This is a genomic window from Nitrosomonas limosa (assembly GCF_054188085.1).
Window position 1 is genome coordinate 240,827 of sequence record NZ_CM135180.1, and the last position, 17,433, is coordinate 258,259.

A 17,433-nucleotide genomic window follows, 5' to 3' on the forward strand; every position below is an offset into this window, starting at 1 on the left:
CAGCATTTTAGCCGCGAAGCGCCGCCTCGATTACAGCGATGTCGATTTTTCTCATCTGCATCATCGCATCGAACGCCCGTTTGGCGGCAGCAGGATCGGGATCGGCAATCGCTTTCGTCAGGGTAATCGGTGTGATTTGCCAGGATACTCCCCATTTATCCTTGCACCAGCCGCATGCGCTTTCCTGGCCCCCATTGTTGACGATCGCGTTCCAATAGCGGTCTGTTTCGGCTTGGTCAACGGTTGCAACCTGAAATGAAAACGCTTCATCCTGTTTAAATGCGGAGCCGCCGTTCAGTCCGAGGCAAGGGATACCCATCACGGTGAACTCGACCGTCAATACATCGCCTTGTTTACCGGACGGAAAATCTCCTGGCGCGCGAAGAATAGCGCCAACGTATGAGTCGGGAAAGGTATCGGCGTAAAAGCGTGCCGCTTCTTCGGCATCGCGATTGTACCAAAGGCAGATAGTATTCTTTGCGGGTTTCGTCATATCGCTTTGCTCTGTGTGAGTTAAAAGGTAATGTACTGGAACGAAATAATATCTTATCCGATATTTTTCAATGATTCGTCTTGCAGTTCTGGCATTATGTTTTGGCCGGTAACACGAGCGGCCGCTCGCTGCGCCAAACACGGATTACTTTGATGGCGCTTATTTCCCTCAGATAAACCACCCGGAAAGGCGCAACAATAATTTCTCGAATATGCGCGAGTTGAAACTCAGGAACTATTCTGCCCATGTCTGGATGGTCGGCCAACACTTGAATATGCTCGATAATTTCTTTGGCGAATTTCAAACCGATATGAGGAGCGCCTTCTTCGGTGTAATAACCGATCATGTTTTCCAAATCAGTAAAGGCCGAATTGGAAATGCTGACTTTCATTCATTCGATGCCTAAGCGTTTTTTCGCTTCAGCCAATGACAGGGTATCACCTTCTTTTATGTCCATGAGTCCTTGCGCAATAGCTTTGACAAAAGCGAGTTCTTCCTGGTTTTTCTCATATTCATCAAGATCTTGTACCACGGCCACGCCCCGGCCCCGGCTGGTTAGAAGAATAGGTCTGTGCGTTTCCTTGGCTCGGTTTACAACGCGGCCAGGATTGATTTTTAAATCCGAAAGCGGAATTACATCTTCAGAGAATTTGATGGTCATGACTGACTCCGGGATATTTTGGAGCCATTTATAGCACCTGTTAACAGCACCGGTCAAGGGTATTTGCGTATAGTGCCCCATCCAATCTCGCTACAAAGGCATTTAGCATTTAAGTTTTGATCTTTATGAGACCTTTTGGAAGACCTATAATTCGGTTTCATTGATTAGCTATCGAGGTATTAAATCATGACGCATCAGATACTTACAGAAATTGTGGCCAGCATCTCCGAACTCAAAGCCAACCCCATGAAAGTTGTTTCCAGTGGTAATGATATGCCCATTGCCGTATTGAATCGCAATGAACCTGCCTTTTACTGCGTGCCAGCCGCCTATGAAGCAATGATGGAGCTGCTTGACGATGTAGAACTGCTGAAACTGGTGAAAGAGCGTATGGATGAGCCGGCTGTCAGCGTTTCACTCGATGACCTATAAGCTGGAATTCAAAAAATCTGCGCTCTAGGAATGGGAAAAACTCGGTTACGCAATCAAGGACCAATTCAAAAAGAAACTAACAGAGCGATTGGACAATCCTCACATTCCATCCGCTGCATTGTCCAGTGCAAAAAACATCTACAAGATTAAATGACGGCAACTCGGCTATCGTCTCGTTTACGCCGTTGAAGACACGACCGTAACTGTCACCGTCATCGCGGCTGGTAAGCGAGACCGGAATGAAATCTACGACATTGCCCTCTCACGATTGCATGATAAGGCTGGGCCATCACGCCGAAGCTTAGGGAGGCTGCGGCCATATCCGGCAGTTTTCCAATGCAAATCCGAATTGGTTTTATGCCTCTCTAACTGCAAGCTGTCACAACGTAAAAGCTCCATAAAATACCGTTATCATCCACAGGTTCATCAACAACTATGCAAAATTAACATTAAATGTTATAAATGCATGGATGATAAAACGATCTCTTGAAGATAAAATCCGCTTCGCTCTGGCAACCTATTCGTCTGTGGCGCTGATGGGGCCGCGTCAGGTAGGCAAAACAACGCTGGCTCTTGATATTGCGGATACCATTCCATCCGTCTATCTTGATCTGGAAAACCGGCTCGATCTGCAGAAAGTCCAGAACATCGAAGCTTTCCACGCAGCAAATAGTGATAAGCTGATTATTCTGGACGAAGTGCAACGATTACCGGATATTTTTGTGCAGATTCGCGGACTCAGCGATCAACAACGTAGAAAAGGTAACAAGACAGGGCAATTTCTGTTTTTAGGCTCAGCTTCCATGGATCTTCTGCAACAATCCAGTGAAACCTTGGCCGGGCGTATTGCTTATATTGAGATGTTTCCGGTGAATGTCTTGGAATATGCAGAAAGTGCGCAACAATCCGAAGCCGTCAATGATCTCTGGTTGAAGGGCGGTTTTCCGGACAGTCTGTTGACCGGCAATGATGAAGCCAGCTTGAACTGGCGCTATGATTTCATCAGAACTTACCTTGAACGGGATATTCCGCAACTAGGGCCTAGAATTCCTGCGGAGACGCTAGGAAGATTCTGGACCATGCTGGCGCATAGCCAGGGAACCCATATCAACGCGGCAAAGCTCGCATCTAACATCGAAGTCTCAAGCGTAACCGTAGCGCGTTACATCGATCTTCTGGTTGATCTGCTACTGATCCGTAAAATACAACCCTATACGGCCAATATCAAAAAGCGCCTGGTAAAATCGCCCAGAATTTATGTGCGCGATAGCGGCATCACGCATGCACTGCTGAATATCGGTTCTTATAACGATCTGCTGGGACACCCGGTCGTCGGCAAAAGTTGGGAAGGGTTTGTCATAGAAAATATCGCTGCTGTTTTACCGCCGCGCGTCAGGCTCTATTTCTATCGGACGGCAGGCGGGGCAGAGATTGACCTTGTCTTGGAATTCGGTGTGAATGAGCGATGGGCGATAGAAATCAAGAAAGGAACATCGTTTAGCCTGGGACGGGGATTTCATGAAGCTTGCGAAGATATCCAGCCGCAAAAAAAGTTTGTCATTTATGCCGGGAAGGATAGATTCCCGTTGCAGCAAGAGATCACAGCCATCGCTCTGTATGATTTCATGGATCTTCTGAAAGAAAAAAGGAATGATGCAATTTAGCGGATGTTGTTGCAGCAAATGCGCCTTTGGGGGGGGGCAAAACCCGATGCTTCAGAATTTTCTTGAGTAGCAATAATGTGCGACCTGCTTACTCAATGTATCTGGTTAAAGAGGAGCAACTTCGATTCCGGTTGATGTTGGAGTTCCTGGCGTCACTCCAACCTACCGTGCTTCATCCAGCCTCTGCTTACTATTGCATGCAACAAGCAGGAAGCCTACCAAAGCTGCACTCGATAGCCACGCAAACAACGGATTAGACGATGGGAGCTTCAAGGATGCGCTCCAAGGGCCGAACGTAAAGCTAAGCCGACCGCTGGAGCGTAGCGGAAGCGGGTCGGCTTGAGCGCCATGTTAGGCTATGGTTTCTCAAGTTATTGACAAAGACAATCAAAGTTTGAGTAACCTTTTTCCTCGCCACCCCAACCGACATAGCATTTGTCAGCCCAGGCCGGTTGCAAGTTGTACCCAGCTCGTTTTCCTTCGCCTCCAGCATCGGTGCGGCAAATGTTAAAAGCATTACCACCTTTGTATGATCCAGATACCACTGGAGATTTGTCCCTAGCTGTACATGTAACTTCGCAGTTTCTCCCATTATTGGAAGTAACCCAAGAAGTTTCCGCTTTTGCATTTCCAAGGAAAGCTAAAGACAGGAGTGCCGAAGATAAAATTACTAAAAACTGGTGATTCATTTTAAGTCCCCTCAGAAAAATGGATAACAACAATCAACCGGAAATTGTATTCTTGAGTTTAGAATTTGCACCTCCTTAGCTTTGGTAGCCTAACTACAATTAGACGTCCGAAATGACGCATTATAATACGTCATAAATGAAATCTAAAATGGAATGATTCATGGTATCCCCTCATGTTTTATAACAATTGACCGAATTAGCTGTCATCATATCAGACTTGTTTAGATCCACAAATTAAATGAATAATCACACAGAAAACAAACCCCGGCTTTTGGATCAAGTGCGGGACAAACTCAGGTTAAAGCATTACAGCTATCGTACCGAGCAATCTTATATTGCCTGGATAAAGCGTTTTATCTTTTTCCACCATAAGCAGCATCCGGATACGATGGGGGAAAAGGAAATTGAAGCTTTTCTGACGCATCTGGCGGTAAATCGCAATGTTTCCGCATCGACTCAAAATCAGGCATTATGCGCGCTGCTGTTTCTGTACAAGGAAGTATTGAGGCGTGAACTGACATGGCTGGACTCCATGCAGCGTGCCAAGCGTCCGGCACGTTTGCCGGTGGTGCTAACGACATTGGAAGTGCAAAAACTGTTGAATCAACTGCAAGGACGTTCCTGGTTGATGGCTAGCTTGCTTTATGGCACCGGCCTGCGTCTCATGGAGTGCGCGCGGTTACGCGTTAAGGATGTGGAGTTCTCTCGTCATGAAATTATTGTGCGGGGAGGTAAAGGCGACAAGGATCGGATAACCATGCTGCCTGCTGTATTGATCGCGCCGCTTCAATTGCACTTGGAAAAAGTGAAACTGCTGCACACCCAGGATTTGGCTGAAGGATTTGGCGATGTGGCCTTGCCATCCGCCTTGGCGCAAAAATATCCGAATGCAGGCAAGGAGTGGGGCTGGCAATATGTTTTTCCAGCGAGCAAACGTTCCATCGATCCTTATTCCGGCAAGGAGCGCCGCCACCATATCGATGAACAAACGTTACAACGGGCTGTGAAGCAGGCGATACAATCCGCGGAAATTCATAAACCGGCCAGTTGCCATACCTTGCGCCACAGTTTTGCAACCCATCTGCTGCAAACCGGGTACGATATCCGTACCGTGCAGGAATTACTGGGCCACAAGGATGTTTCCACCACCATGATCTATACGCATGTTTTGAATAAAGGTGGCAAAGGCGTTATCAGTCCGCTGGATCATTTGTGATGCCAATGACATGATCGGATATACGAAGCCGTGCCGTTTTTGACATCGGCTACATGGGCCTGCTATGTTTCATGCATATCAAACCAGTAGTCCGGTTTCCGGTGTTGGTGCGCCACCGCAATGATAAGAATATGATTTTCGTCGACAGCATAGAGCAGCTTGTATGGAAACTTGTGCAGGAGGCATTTTCTTACATTGCCACGCTCTATGGACCAGCCTTCCGGGTATGCGGCAATTCGGAGCACGGCCTTTCTTACCTCTTCCTTGAATTTGCGTCCAAGCCCTGAATATTCAAGTTCGTAGAACCGGACAGCATCTTCCAACTCCTGACTCGCAAGCTTGGTAAAAATGACACGCATCATTCTTCCTTAAATATTTCCTCCATCGGGATTCCTTCCAGCTTCCCCTCCCGGTAAGCTTTCAACCGCCTCACCGATTCTTCTGCCCATATTGCATCCAATTGCTTGTCTGGCTCGTCCAGACTCTGGATCAATCCCTCCACCAAGGTGAACCGTTCCTCGGGTTTTAGTTTCATCGCCGCATCTAATAGCGCTTTGGTACTCATTGTGTTGCACCTCTCAGTTTTATGAAATATTACGCTTCAAACACCAGCGTAGTTTTGCTGCGTCCGAATGTCTTAGATTTTCTGGCTTTGTCGTGATGATCGCACCAATATAATGATAGTCTTCATCGTCCTGCAACTCATTTGCTTCAATTAAATGAGTTTCATCATCTGAGAAATGAAACGCATCATCACAGAGCGTTGACATTGCTTTCTTGTGTTTTGTGACGATGTATCGCTCTGAATTATCATTATGTATTTTAATGAAAATCAAGAAATGAGCAAGACAAATGCTATAAACAAATGCGACAATACCGCGCGCTAAAAACTGCTGGGTCGTCAGGTTGTTGTTGGCGACGGTACATAACTGAATTCCCATGAAAAAATTCCCTCCCGAAATCATCACCAGGCGGCTGGCTCATCTTCCTAACCCGGTTTACGCCGACGAACTACCAGTCAATGCTCGTCGTGAGGAAATCAAGCAGGCCATCGAAAATCATCAGGTGGTGATCATTTGCGGGGAGACCGGATCGGGTAAAACCACGCAAATCCCTAAAATTTGTCTGGAGCTGAAGCGCGGTGTGCATGGGTTGATCGGGCATACGCAGCCGCGGCGGATTGCGGCGCGGACGGTGGCGGGGCGGATTGCGGCGGAATTGAATAGTCCGCTGGGGCAGGCGGTCGGTTATAAGGTGCGGTTTACCGACAAAATCAGCGCGGATTCGTATATCAAATTGATGACCGACGGCATACTGCTTGCCGAGACGCAGGGCGATCCGCTGTTGCAGGCGTACGATACGCTGATCATCGACGAAGCGCACGAGCGTAGTTTGAATATTGATTTTCTGCTCGGCTACCTCAAGCAATTGTTGCCAAAGCGGCCGGATTTGAAACTGATCGTGACTTCGGCGACCATCGATGCGCAGCGCTTCTCACGGCATTTTAGCGATGCGCCGGTGATCGAGGTCAGCGGACGGTTGTATCCGGTTGAGATCCATTACCGTTCGTTGCTGGTCGATGAGGATGACGACAGCGACGGCGATGTGCAGCAGGCTATCGTTAAGGCGGTTGAAGAGCTGCACTCGGTGGGTTCTGGTGATATTCTGGTGTTTCTGCCGGGTGAGCGCGAGATTCGCGAAACCGCCGAGACCTTGCGCAAGCATGCGTTTCATCCCATTCATTCGCGCATCGAGATCTTGCCATTATTTGCTCGTTTGTCGGTAGCAGAGCAGGAACGGGTGTTTCAGCCGGGCGGCGCGCGCCGTATCGTACTGGCGACCAACGTTGCGGAAACGTCGCTGACCGTGCCGGGGATTCATTATGTGATCGATACCGGCCTGGCGCGGATCAATCGCTACAGTTACCGCAACAAGGTCGAGCAGTTGCTGGTGGAAAAAATCTCGCGTGCGTCGGCGAATCAACGGGCCGGGCGCTGCGGACGGGTGGCTGATGGGGTGTGCATCCGCTTATATTCCGAACAAGATTTTCAGGGCAGACCGGAATTTACCGATCCGGAAATTTTACGTTCGTCGTTGGCGGCAGTGATTTTGCGCATGAAATCGCTGAAAATCGGCGATGTCGAGAATTTTCCGTTTTTGGAGCCGCCATCGCCGCGTATGATCGCCGACGGTTATCAGTTGCTGGCGGAACTCGGCGCGGTCGATGACAACCGCAATCTCACCGCGATCGGCTGGCGCTTGGCGAAATTCCCGATCGATCCCAAGATTGCCCGCATGATTCTGGCGGCGAAACAGGAAAACTGCCTGCACGAAATTTTGATCATCGCGTCGGCATTGAGCGTGCAAGATCCGCGCGACCGTCCGCTCGAGCACCAGGCTGCTGCCGACGAGGCGCATCGGCGTTTTCAGGACGAACGCTCGGACTTTATGGCGTATTTGAAATTGTGGGATTTCTATGACGATCTGCTGAAGCATAAAAAATCCAGTAAGAAATTGATGGCGCAGTGCCGTGAGCTGTTTTTGTCATACCGGCGCTTGCGCGAATGGCGCGAGATTCATGGGCAATTGCATACGCTGATGACGGAACTGGGTTTCAGGCCCAACCAAGTGCCGGCGGGTTACGATGAAATCCATCGCGCATTGCTGCCCGGTTTGCTTGGCAATATCGGCTTCAAAACCGAGAAGGAAGGCGAATATCTGGGCGCACGCGGCATCAAGCTGGCAATTTTTCCCGGTTCGGTGCTAAAGAAAGGCAAAGCCAAATGGGTGGTGGCGGCGGAATTGGTCGAGACTACCAAGCTGTACGCGCGCTGCGTGGCGAAAATCGACCCGGCCTGGCTGGAGCGGATCGCCGGTAATTTATGCAAACGGCATTATTTCGATCCGCATTGGGAAAAGAAGCGGGCGCAAGTCATCGCATTTGAGCAGGTTACGCTGTATGGCCTGATTATCGTGCCAAAGCGGCCGGTACACTACGGGACGATCAACCCGAAAGAAGCGCGTGAGATTTTTATCCGCTCGGCATTGGCCGCCGGGGAATACAACACAGAAGCGCCGTTTTTTCTGCACAATCAAGCGTTGATTCAGGAAATCGAAGAGCTCGAGCACAAAACTCGGCGGCAGGATGTGCTGGTCGACGAGCAGGAAATTTTTGTGTTTTACGATGCGATCATTCCGCAGGACATCAGCAACGGCGCTGCTTTTGAGAAATGGCGCAAGCAGGCGGAACAGCAAAGTCCGTATTTGCTGTATTTGAAGCGGGAATTGCTGATGCGGCACGAAGCCGGGCACGTGACCGAAGTGCAGTTCCCTGAAGTAATGACGTTGCCGGATGGTAGCGAACTGGTGCTTTCGTATCGTTTTGAGCCTGGCCATGTGCTCGACGGCGTGACGGTGACAGTTCCGCTGCCGCTATTGAACCGGCTGGAAGCCAGTCAAACCGATTACCTGGTGCCGGGATTGATCCGCGAGAAAATCACCTGGTATCTGAAAGCGTTGCCGAAACAAATCCGGCGGATGCTGGTGCCATTGCCGGAGTCGGTGACGGAATTTCTGCTGAGCCTTTCAAATGTTGTGCATCCGTTACCACTGGCCGATGCGCTGCAGCAATACATTCTCAAGAAAACGACGCTGACGGTACCACCCGAGACGTGGCCGCTGAACGAGATACCGCCGCATTTGTTGATGAACATCCGCGTGGTTGATGATGCCGGCGAGGAATTGGCGATGAGCCGCGATCTTGCCGGGTTGCAACGGCAACTTGGCCAAGCCGCGCAGCAATCGTTTGTAAAGCGGGGTGCCGCCAATGAAAAAATTGCGATTGAGCGTGATCAGATCACGCAATGGGATTTTGGCGACTTGCCGGTGGAAGTTGCTTTCATGCGGAATGGACAACCGATGACAGGCTATCCGGCGCTCATCGATCAAACTGAGAGCGTTGCGATCCGCTTGTTCGATACCCGGGAAGCGGCGGATCATGCGATGCGCTCGGGTGTGCGGCGATTGTTGTGTCTGATGCTGAAAGAACAAATCAAACAATTGGACAAGAATCTGCCCGGTTTAAAACAAGCCAGCATGCAACTGGCGAGCCGCATGAATCCCGGCGATTTAAAGCAAGACATGCTGGACGCCATTCTTGACCGAGCATTGCTCAACGACGATGCTCTACCGCGCAACGAGAGCGAGTTTGCCGCGCAGTGCCAGCGTGCCAGAAACCGCCTGCCGGAAGTATCCACCGCATTGGCAAAACTGTTGCAGCAAATCGGCGTCGAGTATCAGGCGTTGATGGCGCGTTTATCGACGGTTCGTAACGAGCGGGTGAAATTGGAGCTAAAAGACCAACTCGATCATCTGCTCTATCCCGGTTTTCTGATTCGCAATGAATGGAAGCGGCTGCAGCACGTGCCGCGCTATTTGAAGGGTATGACATTGCGTTTGGAAAAGCTTGCTGCGAATCCGGAGCGGGATCAGCGCACCAGTGCTGAAGTGGCGCCGTTCTGGCAGCAATATTTGCAGCGGCTAGAGAAGCACCGCAAAGCCAGTTTGCACGACGGCAATTTGGAAGAATTCCGCTGGCAAATCGAAGAATTGCGCGTGTCGTTGTTCGCACAGGAACTGAAAACCCCGTTCCCGGTATCGCCCAAACGTTTGCAGAAACTTTGGGAAAATGTGCGGCCATAAAAAAACGGGAGCAGCTGCTCCCGGTCGTTGGTAAGACTCTGCAGGAAACCGAAGTAACCAAAGAGCGATATATTGACATTAGAACCAGTTTTTTACATCAATGATTCTGAAGAAATTCTTCGCATAGGTTAAAATGCGCTCAATTTTTTATTAATTGCTGGTTTGTTGCAGCTAAATCCAGGTAAACGCCAACAAGTTTTCGAAACCAAGGAAGCCATATGAAATACCAAACCGATGATCTGCGCATTATCGGCGTGCATGAACTCACACCGCCGGTCGAACTACATCGCGAATATCCGATGACGGAGATTGCGACTGAAACCGTTTATTCGGCACGGCAAGGTGTTCATCGGATTTTACACGGTGAAGACGATCGTTTGCTGGTGGTGGTCGGACCGTGCTCGATTCACGATGTCGATGCGGCGCTGGAATACGCGGCGCGATTGAAGCATTTACGCGAGGTATTGAAAGCACAGTTACATATCGTGATGCGCGTATATTTCGAGAAACCGCGTACGACCATCGGTTGGAAAGGGTTGATCAACGATCCGGATCTGGATAATAGCTTTCACATTAACAAGGGCCTAAGGATGGCGCGGCGATTGCTGTTGGATTTGAATACCATCGGCATGCCGTCGGCGACTGAATATCTGGATTTGATCAGTCCGCAGTATTTATCGGATTTGATCAGTTGGGCGGCAATCGGCGCTCGCACGACCGAAAGTCAGGGGCATCGCGAATTGGCTTCCGGCGTGTCTTGCCCGATCGGATTCAAAAATGGCACCTACGGCAACTTGAATATCGCCATTGATGCCATTGCCGCAGCGTCGCGCCCGCATCATTTTCTGTCGGTGACCAAGGAAGGACACACCGCAATTTTTGCGACCAAGGGCAATGAAGATTGCCATATTATTTTGCGCGGCGGAAGGAAACCGAATTATGATGCCGCCAGCGTTGAATCGGCGACCGAAGAACTGCAAAAAGCCAAGTTGCCGCCGCATTTGATGATTGATTTCAGTCATGCCAACAGCCACAAGGATTATCGCCGTCAGACCGAGGTTGCCGCTAATGTGGCCGAACAGATTGCGGCGGGGAATCGCTCGATTTGCGGCGTAATGATCGAAAGTCATCTGGTCGAGGGTAATCAAAAAGCCGACGGCAAAAAACGCGAGGAATTGGTCTACGGGCAGAGCATTACCGATGGCTGCATCAGTTTCGAAACCACCGAGCAGGTATTGCAGCAACTGGCGAAAGCCGTTGAGAAACGCCGGAAAAGAAAATAAACCAACTCAATTCTTGATGGTTAAGCCTTGATGCAGTGATATGCGATAGGCGCTCAGCGCAGGAATCAATCCTAACAAGACGGTACTGACAATGATGATGCCCAGGTGGATCATGATTGCGTCATTCATCGCCAGGTAGCCGACGAAAATACCGAAATTTTCAGCCAGGTAGGTTTTGGAAAAATGTATGACCGCTGTCAATGACAAAATCGCCAGCACAATAGCGGATAGTACGATCAGCAGCGCTTCTAACTGAATGATCAGAAAAACAAACCAGGAACTTGCTCCGATCGCGCGCATTACCGCAATCTCTCGTTGCCGCTCGCGGATCGATGACAACAGCATGGTGCTCAGGCCTAATAATGCCGAGAACAATACCAGATACGATATCAATTGCAGGGTGTTTTCCATGGCTCGCATCATTTCCCATAATTCCATCAATGTGACGCCGGGAAGAATCGCCAGCAACGGTTCTTTTGTATATTGATTAATCTGGCGCTGTACCTGGAAAGTGGCCATTTTAGACTGCAGTCCGATCATGAATGCGGTGATGCTTTTCGGCGTAAGATCGCGCTTCTCGATGTCATCATCCGAAATTTGCTTCCCCGGAATCTTAACGCCATCGCGCCAATTGAGGTGGATTGCTTCCATTCCTCGCAGGCTGACGTATAACGCTTGATCGACGGGTGTTCCGGTCGATCTAAGAATACCTGTGACGGTAAAGGGTCTGTCATCATGTGAACTGAAGCTGACCTGTCCGAGTCCGTGCGCTAGTACGATATTGTCGTGCAAACGGTAATTGAGTTTTTTAGCGATATCGGCGCCAAGCACGACATCGAAAACTTTCGCGAAGGCCCGGCCCTCGGAAAAATCAAGATTTGTGTTTTCTCCGAAGCGGAATCGCTCGAAAAAATCATGGGTGGTGCCGACTACGCGGAAGCCGCGATGCGAATCGCCCAACGAGACCGGAATAGTCCAAGCTACTTTGGGATCGTTGGCAAACGCTTGGTAACTTTGCCACGAAATATTATTGGCCGGATTGCCAATGCGAAAGACCGAATACAGCAGTAAATTAAGCTGACCAGTACGGGCGCCAACGATCAAGTCCACCCCGGAAACGGTTTTACTGAAACTTTCTTTGGCCTCGAAACGGATATGTTCGACTCCAAGCAACACAAAAACACTGATGGCAACGGAAAGTAACGTCAGCCACGCGGTATAGCGTCGGCTGCATAAACTGCGCCACGCGAGTTTAGCAAGCATGGGCTGCCGTTCCTGCACGATTGATGGAAGCCAGATTGAGAACTTGCTGGAAATGCTGCGCCAAAGAGTTGTCGTGGCTGACGAAAATCAAGGTATTGCCCTGATCTTTACAAAGCTCGAGTAATAATTGCATGAAAGCAGCGCGAGCGTCGCTATCCAGGGCCGATGTCGGTTCATCCGCAATCAGAATTTCCGGGGCGTTGATGAGCGCTCGAGCAATCGCGACCCGTTGTTGTTGTCCCACACTTAACGCGCTGGTCTGTTTGTTTAATAGCGAGCGATCCAATCCCAATGCAGCAAACAGATGTAAGGCTTTTTGTTCGATACCGGTATTGTTTTTGCCGCTGAAATAAGCTGCCAAACGGATATTATCGAGTATGCTCAGATAGGGGATCAGATTAAACTGCTGGAACACAATGCCAATGTGCTGGGCCCGAAAATTATCCCGTTGGTGGGCTGAGAGCGCGGCTAGATTCTGACCGAGAATTTCCACGCTGCCGTGTGCCGTCGTCAGGATTCCGGCTAACAGATTGAGCAAGGTCGATTTTCCAGACCCGGAAGGTCCTTGAAGAAAGAGCCGTTCGCCTCGCTGGATATGCCAGCTCGGGATATCGAGAACCACTGCAGAGTTTTTTCCAGGATAAGAAAAAACTAACCGGTTAATTCTGATCGCATCGGGTGTTTGAATTGGAGCCGCTATTTGCGGGGTTTCTGGCGCGATGATCGTCAACAGTGCCTCCTTGCCTATTTTTCCTAGACTGTACCCGGATGATATACTGCACCTTATGATTACAACAGTTTTTTTTCACAAGCTAGGCTATCGAAGTGATGACCGGCGAGCCTTTGTTCACGTCATGGTGCTGCTGTTGGCTGTCATTTTTCTAAATTCTGAATCGATCGCGCAATCCAGTCCGCACAACCCGTTAAAACAACAACAATCGAATACATCACCGTACCGGACCATTGAATGGGTCGATCTGATGCCCGAGGATGACCTGGAAGCGCTGTTGAATCCGCCGGATTATCTCGATGACATCGAGGATGGCTCGGAGCAGGATCGCCTTAACAGTCAATTCAAGCCTGCAACGCCGCAAGCCGGGGACGATCGTTATCAGCAGGCCCTGAAATCCACGCGGATCATGCCGGGATTCGATAATCAAAAAATCAGGATACCGGGTTATATCGTGCCGCTGGAGTTTAGCAAGAATCAATTGGTCACGCGTTTTTTTCTAGTGCCGTATTTCGGCGCGTGTATTCATGTGCCACCGCCGCCGCCCAATCAAATCATTTATGGTGTGTATGACAAGGGATTCAAACTCAATCATTTGCAAGAAGCTTTCTGGCTGACCGGTTTGCTGAGGACGACATTAACCGAAAACGATGTGGCGACTTCCGCTTATACCTTACAGGTGGCGGACATCAAGCCTTATACCGAGTAAACCGGATACACGGTTTACTTCAATTGCAGATGATTGGTTGTCGGCGTGAGAATTTTCATCCCTTGCGACCGGCCGGTAATCCATTGCACTTTAATTTGTTGAATGCCTTGGAAAATGGTGAACAGATGGATGGTGATTTCGTTTAATTGCTGCGTCCCCGAGCAGTTGAAACGATAATCGGCATGAACATCGGCGTGTTCGCCAGAATGCTCATGATCATCATGATCGGTATGGGTATGTTTTTCCGGCATCTCAACATCACTACTTTCGAGTTGGCAGTTTGCACCTGGAAATGCAAATAATTTGCTTGCCTCAGTCAGTTTATGTTGCGTGGCTTGATAAGCGGCTTTTTGTTCGTCGGTAACGGGCGCGTGTTCAAAACCGAGCAAATTCATGGCAGGGGATTCCAATGCCAAATGCACTGCATTCTTTTCCACAATGATATTGAGGACGGCGATACCATGCACATGCGGTTCGTGCGTTGGGTGGCCGGACGACGCGACAGCAATGCTCGATGATATCGCGAGAAATATCAGCCAACCGATACGGAGCCGTTTAGGTCGCATTGCTTGCTTGGGCTGGATTTACCAGCGCTATAAAAGTATCTTTAATCACGGAGTAAGGTACATCCCGCGTAATAAAAACGATGCGGGTCCGGTGATCATCCGAAGGCCATTCGGGTAATTCTACGGGTGGATGAAAAATATGCTGCACGCCGTGAATGACCCAGGGCGAGGCGTGATTCTTCATGTTCAATATCCCTTTAACCCGCAAAATATCCGGGCCCTTGATGGCCATTAACAGGTTTAGCCAATCGTCGAAAAGTGCCGGATCGATGGGGTCTTCGAGTGTGAAACAAAAGGCGTGAACATGGTCGTCGTGGCGATTGATGTCGGATTGCGCTGTAGCCGGTGGCTGCGTGCGAAGCCATTGATTGCTCAGCGCAGTAACAGGCTTGTAATGATTATTGGGCTTTAGGTCATAAGATTCCGCGTTGAGCCATTTCATCACATCCGGTGATTTTTGTTCGATCGAGAATAACGGGTGATTAAAAGCCGACTGCAAATCCGCTTCCCCATTGATTGCCAGCAATTGCATCGCTGCCGGATTCAATGCATGCACACGTTGTTGCACGGCAGAAAGTGTCTGCGAATCGGCTAGATCGGTTTTAGTCAGGATGATCCGGTCAGCAACGGCGATTTGCTTGACCGCTTCCATCTGGCGATCAAGCGTTTCCATCGCATTGACTGTGTCCACTGTCGTTACAATCGCATCCAGGCGATAACGGCTGGCAATGTTCCGGTCAGTCATCAAGGTATGCAATACCGGTGCGGGATCGGCTAATCCGGTGGTTTCGATCACGACCCTGTCAAAATTTCTTGAGCCGTTACGGGCGAACCGCCAGGTGGCATCTTTCAGCACTTTTGCCAAGTCACCGCGAATTGAACAGCAAACACAGCCATTGCCCATCTCCATCACTACCGTTTCGGTGCTTTGCGTGACCAGCAGATGATCCAGGCTGATCTCGCCGAATTCGTTGATGATAACCAAGGTTTTGCTAAAGTAAGGTTGGCGCACCAGTTCGTTGAGTAGCGTAGTTTTGCCGCTGCCTAGGAAGCCAGTCAGCAAAATGACGGGGATCCGTGAATTGTTGTGATCATCCATGGAGGAATTCAAATAAAGGCGGTTATTCCGAAATAATCTGGCATTGCTTGCAGACACCGTGCAATTCCAACTGCTGGTGCCCCAAAGCAAATCCTGTGTTGCGAATGCTCTGCTCGAGTTCTTCGATAATATGTTTCTTGATGCCGATTTCCTTGACGCTGCCGCACCGGTCGCAAATCAGAAATTGCGGGGTTTCATGCTGATGGTTACAGGTAATATGGGCACATGACATGTACTGGCCGGCGGTTTCCAGTTTATGCACAAGCTTTTCCCGGATCAGGAAATCCAGCATGCGATAAACGGACATCACCGGTAATGATTCCTGAAATTGGGTTTTATATTTGTCGACAATTTCATAAGCTGATAGCGGTGTGGCGGAAGCCAATAATACCGTCAACACATTCTTGCGCTTTTCGGTCAATTTACTGCCGGTTGATGCGCAAACCTCTTCTGATCGCTTGATGATTTGATCGATATCCATTGACATTTTGCTTGTTATGCGTTCAGGAATCAGGAATCCATTGATTATATGAGCATATTACGCGAAATTGCGAAGATAAGAAAATCATTGATGTAATCTATGACTATTGTTCTTCAACCCATACCGGAAACGGGTCGGGCAGGGTGGGCCAGTGCGATTCACCTGCCTGCAATTCTGCATCCGTCAATAAACATTCATCCAGCCATTGGCGAATGGCCGGTTGATCAAGGTTCTGGCCGATAAAAACCAATTCTTGCCGTCTGTCGCCACACGGTTCTTCCCAATTTTCCATAATCGACTCTATGGAAGCTTCGTCTTCCGGCCATTCGCTTTTCGGAACGGCAGCCCAGAACATGCCGGCATAACCGTAATGGGCAATTCCGCCCGCTTGGTTCCATTGGCCGACGTGTTCCGGGCGCGTGGCCAGCCAGAAAAAACCCTTGGAACGGAGCAGTTTGCCTTCATTCCAAGGATGATGGAGAAAATCGTAGAATCGCTGCGGATGAAAGGGTTTTCTGGCAGTGTAAACAAAACTGCTGATCCCGTATTCTTCTGTTTCAGGAATATGCTCGCCGCGCATTTCTTTTAACCAGCCGGGAGCTTGTTGCGCATTCTCAAAGTTGAATTTATGCGTATCCAGAATGCGTGCGACATCGATACGGCCGTTTTGGATGGCAATGATCTCCGCTTCGGTATTGAGGCTGCGTAAAATGCCACGCAAATTTTCCAATTCTTCCGGGCTGATCAAGTCAATTTTGTTAATTAAAATCACGTCGCTGAATTCTACTTGATCAATCAGCAAATCAGTGACGCTACGCTCGTCATCCGCTCCCAAACTTTCTCCGGTTTCATGCAGCATTTTGGCTTCATCGAAGTCCTTCAAGAAATTGACGGCATCTACTACGGTTACCATCGTATCGAGGCGTGCGATGTCGGACAAGCTGGCGCCGCTGTCGTCTGCGAAAGTGAAGGTTTCCGCGATTGGCAGCGGCTCCGAAATACCTGTGGATTCAATGACCAAATAATCAAATTTTTTTTCGCGAGCAAGTTTCCGCACTTCGATGAGCAAATCCTCGCGCAGCGTGCAGCAAATGCAACCATTACTCATTTCGATCAGCTTTTCTTCAGACCGGTTGAATGAAATCTCCTTTTCAATCAACGCGGCGTCAATGTTGATTTCACTCATATCGTTAACGATCACGGCAACGCGTCTTCCTTGCCGGTTACTCAGAATATGATTGAGAACGGTTGTTTTTCCGGCACCCAGAAATCCAGACAGCACAGTTACGGGCAATTGCTCAATGGTCATTTCGATGATTGATCGTTTAGTGGAGTTGATATCCGATATGATATAACATATCATTCATCCAATTCAATATCATCACTGCTTTAGGTGAAACCAATTTAAAGGGCTGCGGAGTTTGCTATCACTGTCCATTCACTGAC

19 protein-coding genes are annotated in these 17,433 nt (G+C 49.3%); 7 read left to right on the top strand and 12 right to left on the bottom strand.

What is annotated here, in order from left to right; translation table 11 throughout:
• Positions 1 to 7: 7 nt before the first annotated feature.
• From ACV7NC_RS01060 to ACV7NC_RS01070, 3 genes are all read right to left on the bottom strand, one after another.
• Positions 8 to 493 (bottom strand): VOC family protein, encoded by a 486-nt coding sequence (locus ACV7NC_RS01060; protein WP_458153576.1) that lies wholly within the window; start codon positions 491 to 493, stop codon positions 8 to 10.
• Positions 494 to 587: 94 nt separating this feature from the next.
• Positions 588 to 884 (bottom strand): type II toxin-antitoxin system RelE/ParE family toxin, encoded by a 297-nt coding sequence (locus ACV7NC_RS01065; RefSeq protein ID WP_458153577.1) that lies wholly within the window; start codon positions 882 to 884, stop codon positions 588 to 590.
• Positions 885 to 1,154 (bottom strand): type II toxin-antitoxin system Phd/YefM family antitoxin, encoded by a 270-nt coding sequence (locus tag ACV7NC_RS01070; protein WP_458153578.1) that lies wholly within the window; start codon positions 1,152 to 1,154, stop codon positions 885 to 887. It lies immediately after the preceding gene.
• Positions 1,155 to 1,340: 186 nt separating this feature from the next.
• On the opposite strand from ACV7NC_RS01070, the gene ACV7NC_RS01075 reads away from it, so the two are divergent.
• The 4 genes from ACV7NC_RS01075 (at position 1,341) to ACV7NC_RS01090 (ending at position 5,155) form a co-directional block, all read left to right on the top strand.
• Positions 1,341 to 1,586 carry a type II toxin-antitoxin system Phd/YefM family antitoxin gene (locus tag ACV7NC_RS01075; protein WP_458153579.1) on the top strand — a complete coding sequence of 82 codons (246 nt, stop codon included), beginning with the start codon at positions 1,341 to 1,343 and terminating at the stop codon, positions 1,584 to 1,586.
• Between the two features lie 470 nt (positions 1,587 to 2,056).
• Positions 2,057 to 3,250 (top strand): ATP-binding protein, encoded by a 1,194-nt coding sequence (locus tag ACV7NC_RS01080; RefSeq protein WP_458153580.1) that lies wholly within the window; start codon positions 2,057 to 2,059, stop codon positions 3,248 to 3,250.
• A 504-nt stretch (positions 3,251 to 3,754) separates the two neighbouring features.
• Positions 3,755 to 3,934 (top strand): hypothetical protein, encoded by a 180-nt coding sequence (locus ACV7NC_RS01085; RefSeq protein WP_458153581.1) that lies wholly within the window; start codon positions 3,755 to 3,757, stop codon positions 3,932 to 3,934.
• A 243-nt stretch (positions 3,935 to 4,177) separates the two neighbouring features.
• Positions 4,178 to 5,155, top strand: a complete 978-nt coding sequence (locus ACV7NC_RS01090; protein WP_458153582.1) for an integron integrase — start codon at positions 4,178 to 4,180, stop codon at positions 5,153 to 5,155.
• Between the two features lie 62 nt (positions 5,156 to 5,217).
• On the opposite strand, the gene ACV7NC_RS01095 is transcribed toward ACV7NC_RS01090, so the two are convergent.
• From ACV7NC_RS01095 to ACV7NC_RS01105, 3 genes are read right to left on the bottom strand one after another with little or no spacing between them, the layout of a single operon-like run.
• Positions 5,218 to 5,517 carry a type II toxin-antitoxin system RelE/ParE family toxin gene (locus ACV7NC_RS01095; RefSeq protein WP_458153584.1) on the bottom strand — a complete coding sequence of 100 codons (300 nt, stop codon included), beginning with the start codon at positions 5,515 to 5,517 and terminating at the stop codon, positions 5,218 to 5,220.
• Positions 5,514 to 5,720 carry an addiction module protein gene (locus ACV7NC_RS01100; protein ID WP_458153585.1) on the bottom strand — a complete coding sequence of 69 codons (207 nt, stop codon included), beginning with the start codon at positions 5,718 to 5,720 and terminating at the stop codon, positions 5,514 to 5,516. The genes ACV7NC_RS01095 and ACV7NC_RS01100 overlap by 4 nt, the downstream gene beginning before the upstream one ends.
• Before the next feature lie 19 nt (positions 5,721 to 5,739).
• Positions 5,740 to 6,096 (bottom strand): hypothetical protein, encoded by a 357-nt coding sequence (locus ACV7NC_RS01105; RefSeq protein ID WP_458153586.1) that lies wholly within the window; start codon positions 6,094 to 6,096, stop codon positions 5,740 to 5,742.
• On the opposite strand from ACV7NC_RS01105, the gene hrpA reads away from it, so the two are divergent.
• Both hrpA and aroG read left to right on the top strand, forming a co-directional pair.
• Positions 6,095 to 9,856 carry an ATP-dependent RNA helicase HrpA gene (gene hrpA, locus ACV7NC_RS01110; protein WP_458153587.1) on the top strand — a complete coding sequence of 1,254 codons (3,762 nt, stop codon included), beginning with the start codon at positions 6,095 to 6,097 and terminating at the stop codon, positions 9,854 to 9,856. The two genes, ACV7NC_RS01105 and hrpA, sit on opposite strands and share 2 nt — an antisense overlap.
• A gap of 218 nt (positions 9,857 to 10,074) precedes the next feature.
• Entirely contained in the window at positions 10,075 to 11,139 is a 1,065-nt protein-coding gene (gene aroG / locus ACV7NC_RS01115) for a 3-deoxy-7-phosphoheptulonate synthase AroG (RefSeq protein WP_458153588.1), read from the top strand.
• 6 nt (positions 11,140 to 11,145) lie between these two features.
• Here the strand turns inward: aroG and ACV7NC_RS01120 are convergent, their stop codons facing one another.
• Positions 11,146 to 12,402, bottom strand: a complete 1,257-nt coding sequence (locus ACV7NC_RS01120; RefSeq protein WP_458153590.1) for an ABC transporter permease — start codon at positions 12,400 to 12,402, stop codon at positions 11,146 to 11,148.
• Positions 12,392 to 13,132 carry an ABC transporter ATP-binding protein gene (locus ACV7NC_RS01125; protein ID WP_458153591.1) on the bottom strand — a complete coding sequence of 247 codons (741 nt, stop codon included), beginning with the start codon at positions 13,130 to 13,132 and terminating at the stop codon, positions 12,392 to 12,394. Before ACV7NC_RS01125 ends, ACV7NC_RS01120 begins: the two co-directional genes overlap by 11 nt.
• Positions 13,133 to 13,187: 55 nt before the next feature.
• On the opposite strand from ACV7NC_RS01125, the gene ACV7NC_RS01130 reads away from it, so the two are divergent.
• On the top strand, positions 13,188 to 13,841 hold the full coding sequence (locus ACV7NC_RS01130; RefSeq protein ID WP_458153593.1) for a DUF3299 domain-containing protein: 654 nt from the start codon (positions 13,188 to 13,190) through the stop codon (positions 13,839 to 13,841).
• Positions 13,842 to 13,855: 14 nt separating this feature from the next.
• Here ACV7NC_RS01130 and ACV7NC_RS01135 read toward each other — a convergent pair whose 3' ends face one another.
• From ACV7NC_RS01135 to zigA, 4 genes are all read right to left on the bottom strand, one after another.
• Positions 13,856 to 14,407, bottom strand: coding sequence for a DUF2796 domain-containing protein (locus ACV7NC_RS01135; protein ID WP_458153594.1), 552 nt, complete (start codon positions 14,405 to 14,407; stop codon positions 13,856 to 13,858).
• On the bottom strand, positions 14,397 to 15,506 hold the full coding sequence (locus tag ACV7NC_RS01140) for a CobW family GTP-binding protein (protein WP_458153595.1): 1,110 nt from the start codon (positions 15,504 to 15,506) through the stop codon (positions 14,397 to 14,399). The genes ACV7NC_RS01135 and ACV7NC_RS01140 overlap by 11 nt, the downstream gene beginning before the upstream one ends.
• A gap of 22 nt (positions 15,507 to 15,528) precedes the next feature.
• Positions 15,529 to 15,993 carry a Fur family transcriptional regulator gene (locus tag ACV7NC_RS01145; protein ID WP_458153596.1) on the bottom strand — a complete coding sequence of 155 codons (465 nt, stop codon included), beginning with the start codon at positions 15,991 to 15,993 and terminating at the stop codon, positions 15,529 to 15,531.
• 97 nt (positions 15,994 to 16,090) lie between these two features.
• Positions 16,091 to 17,290, bottom strand: coding sequence for a zinc metallochaperone GTPase ZigA (zigA, locus tag ACV7NC_RS01150; protein ID WP_458154959.1), 1,200 nt, complete (start codon positions 17,288 to 17,290; stop codon positions 16,091 to 16,093).
• Between the last annotated feature and the right edge of the window lie 143 nt (positions 17,291 to 17,433).

Excerpts from the sequence above, each read along its gene's own strand:
- ACV7NC_RS01060 (WP_458153576.1), bottom strand. The coding sequence starts at position 493 with ATGACGAAACCCGCAAAGAATACTATCTGCCTTTGGTACAATCGCGAT.
- ACV7NC_RS01065 (WP_458153577.1), bottom strand. The coding sequence starts at position 884 with ATGAAAGTCAGCATTTCCAATTCGGCCTTTACTGATTTGGAAAACATG.
- ACV7NC_RS01070 (WP_458153578.1), bottom strand. The coding sequence starts at position 1,154 with ATGACCATCAAATTCTCTGAAGATGTAATTCCGCTTTCGGATTTAAAA.
- ACV7NC_RS01075 (WP_458153579.1), top strand. The coding sequence starts at position 1,341 with ATGACGCATCAGATACTTACAGAAATTGTGGCCAGCATCTCCGAACTC.
- ACV7NC_RS01080 (WP_458153580.1), top strand. The coding sequence starts at position 2,057 with ATGATAAAACGATCTCTTGAAGATAAAATCCGCTTCGCTCTGGCAACC.
- ACV7NC_RS01085 (WP_458153581.1), top strand. The coding sequence starts at position 3,755 with ATGTTAAAAGCATTACCACCTTTGTATGATCCAGATACCACTGGAGAT.
- ACV7NC_RS01090 (WP_458153582.1), top strand. The coding sequence starts at position 4,178 with ATGAATAATCACACAGAAAACAAACCCCGGCTTTTGGATCAAGTGCGG.
- ACV7NC_RS01095 (WP_458153584.1), bottom strand. The coding sequence starts at position 5,517 with ATGATGCGTGTCATTTTTACCAAGCTTGCGAGTCAGGAGTTGGAAGAT.
- ACV7NC_RS01100 (WP_458153585.1), bottom strand. The coding sequence starts at position 5,720 with ATGAGTACCAAAGCGCTATTAGATGCGGCGATGAAACTAAAACCCGAG.
- hrpA (WP_458153587.1), top strand. The coding sequence starts at position 6,095 with ATGAAAAAATTCCCTCCCGAAATCATCACCAGGCGGCTGGCTCATCTT.
- ACV7NC_RS01105 (WP_458153586.1), bottom strand. The coding sequence starts at position 6,096 with ATGGGAATTCAGTTATGTACCGTCGCCAACAACAACCTGACGACCCAG.
- aroG (WP_458153588.1), top strand. The coding sequence starts at position 10,075 with ATGAAATACCAAACCGATGATCTGCGCATTATCGGCGTGCATGAACTC.
- ACV7NC_RS01120 (WP_458153590.1), bottom strand. The coding sequence starts at position 12,402 with ATGCTTGCTAAACTCGCGTGGCGCAGTTTATGCAGCCGACGCTATACC.
- ACV7NC_RS01130 (WP_458153593.1), top strand. The coding sequence starts at position 13,188 with ATGATTACAACAGTTTTTTTTCACAAGCTAGGCTATCGAAGTGATGAC.
- ACV7NC_RS01135 (WP_458153594.1), bottom strand. The coding sequence starts at position 14,407 with ATGCGACCTAAACGGCTCCGTATCGGTTGGCTGATATTTCTCGCGATA.
- ACV7NC_RS01140 (WP_458153595.1), bottom strand. The coding sequence starts at position 15,506 with ATGGATGATCACAACAATTCACGGATCCCCGTCATTTTGCTGACTGGC.
- ACV7NC_RS01145 (WP_458153596.1), bottom strand. The coding sequence starts at position 15,993 with ATGTCAATGGATATCGATCAAATCATCAAGCGATCAGAAGAGGTTTGC.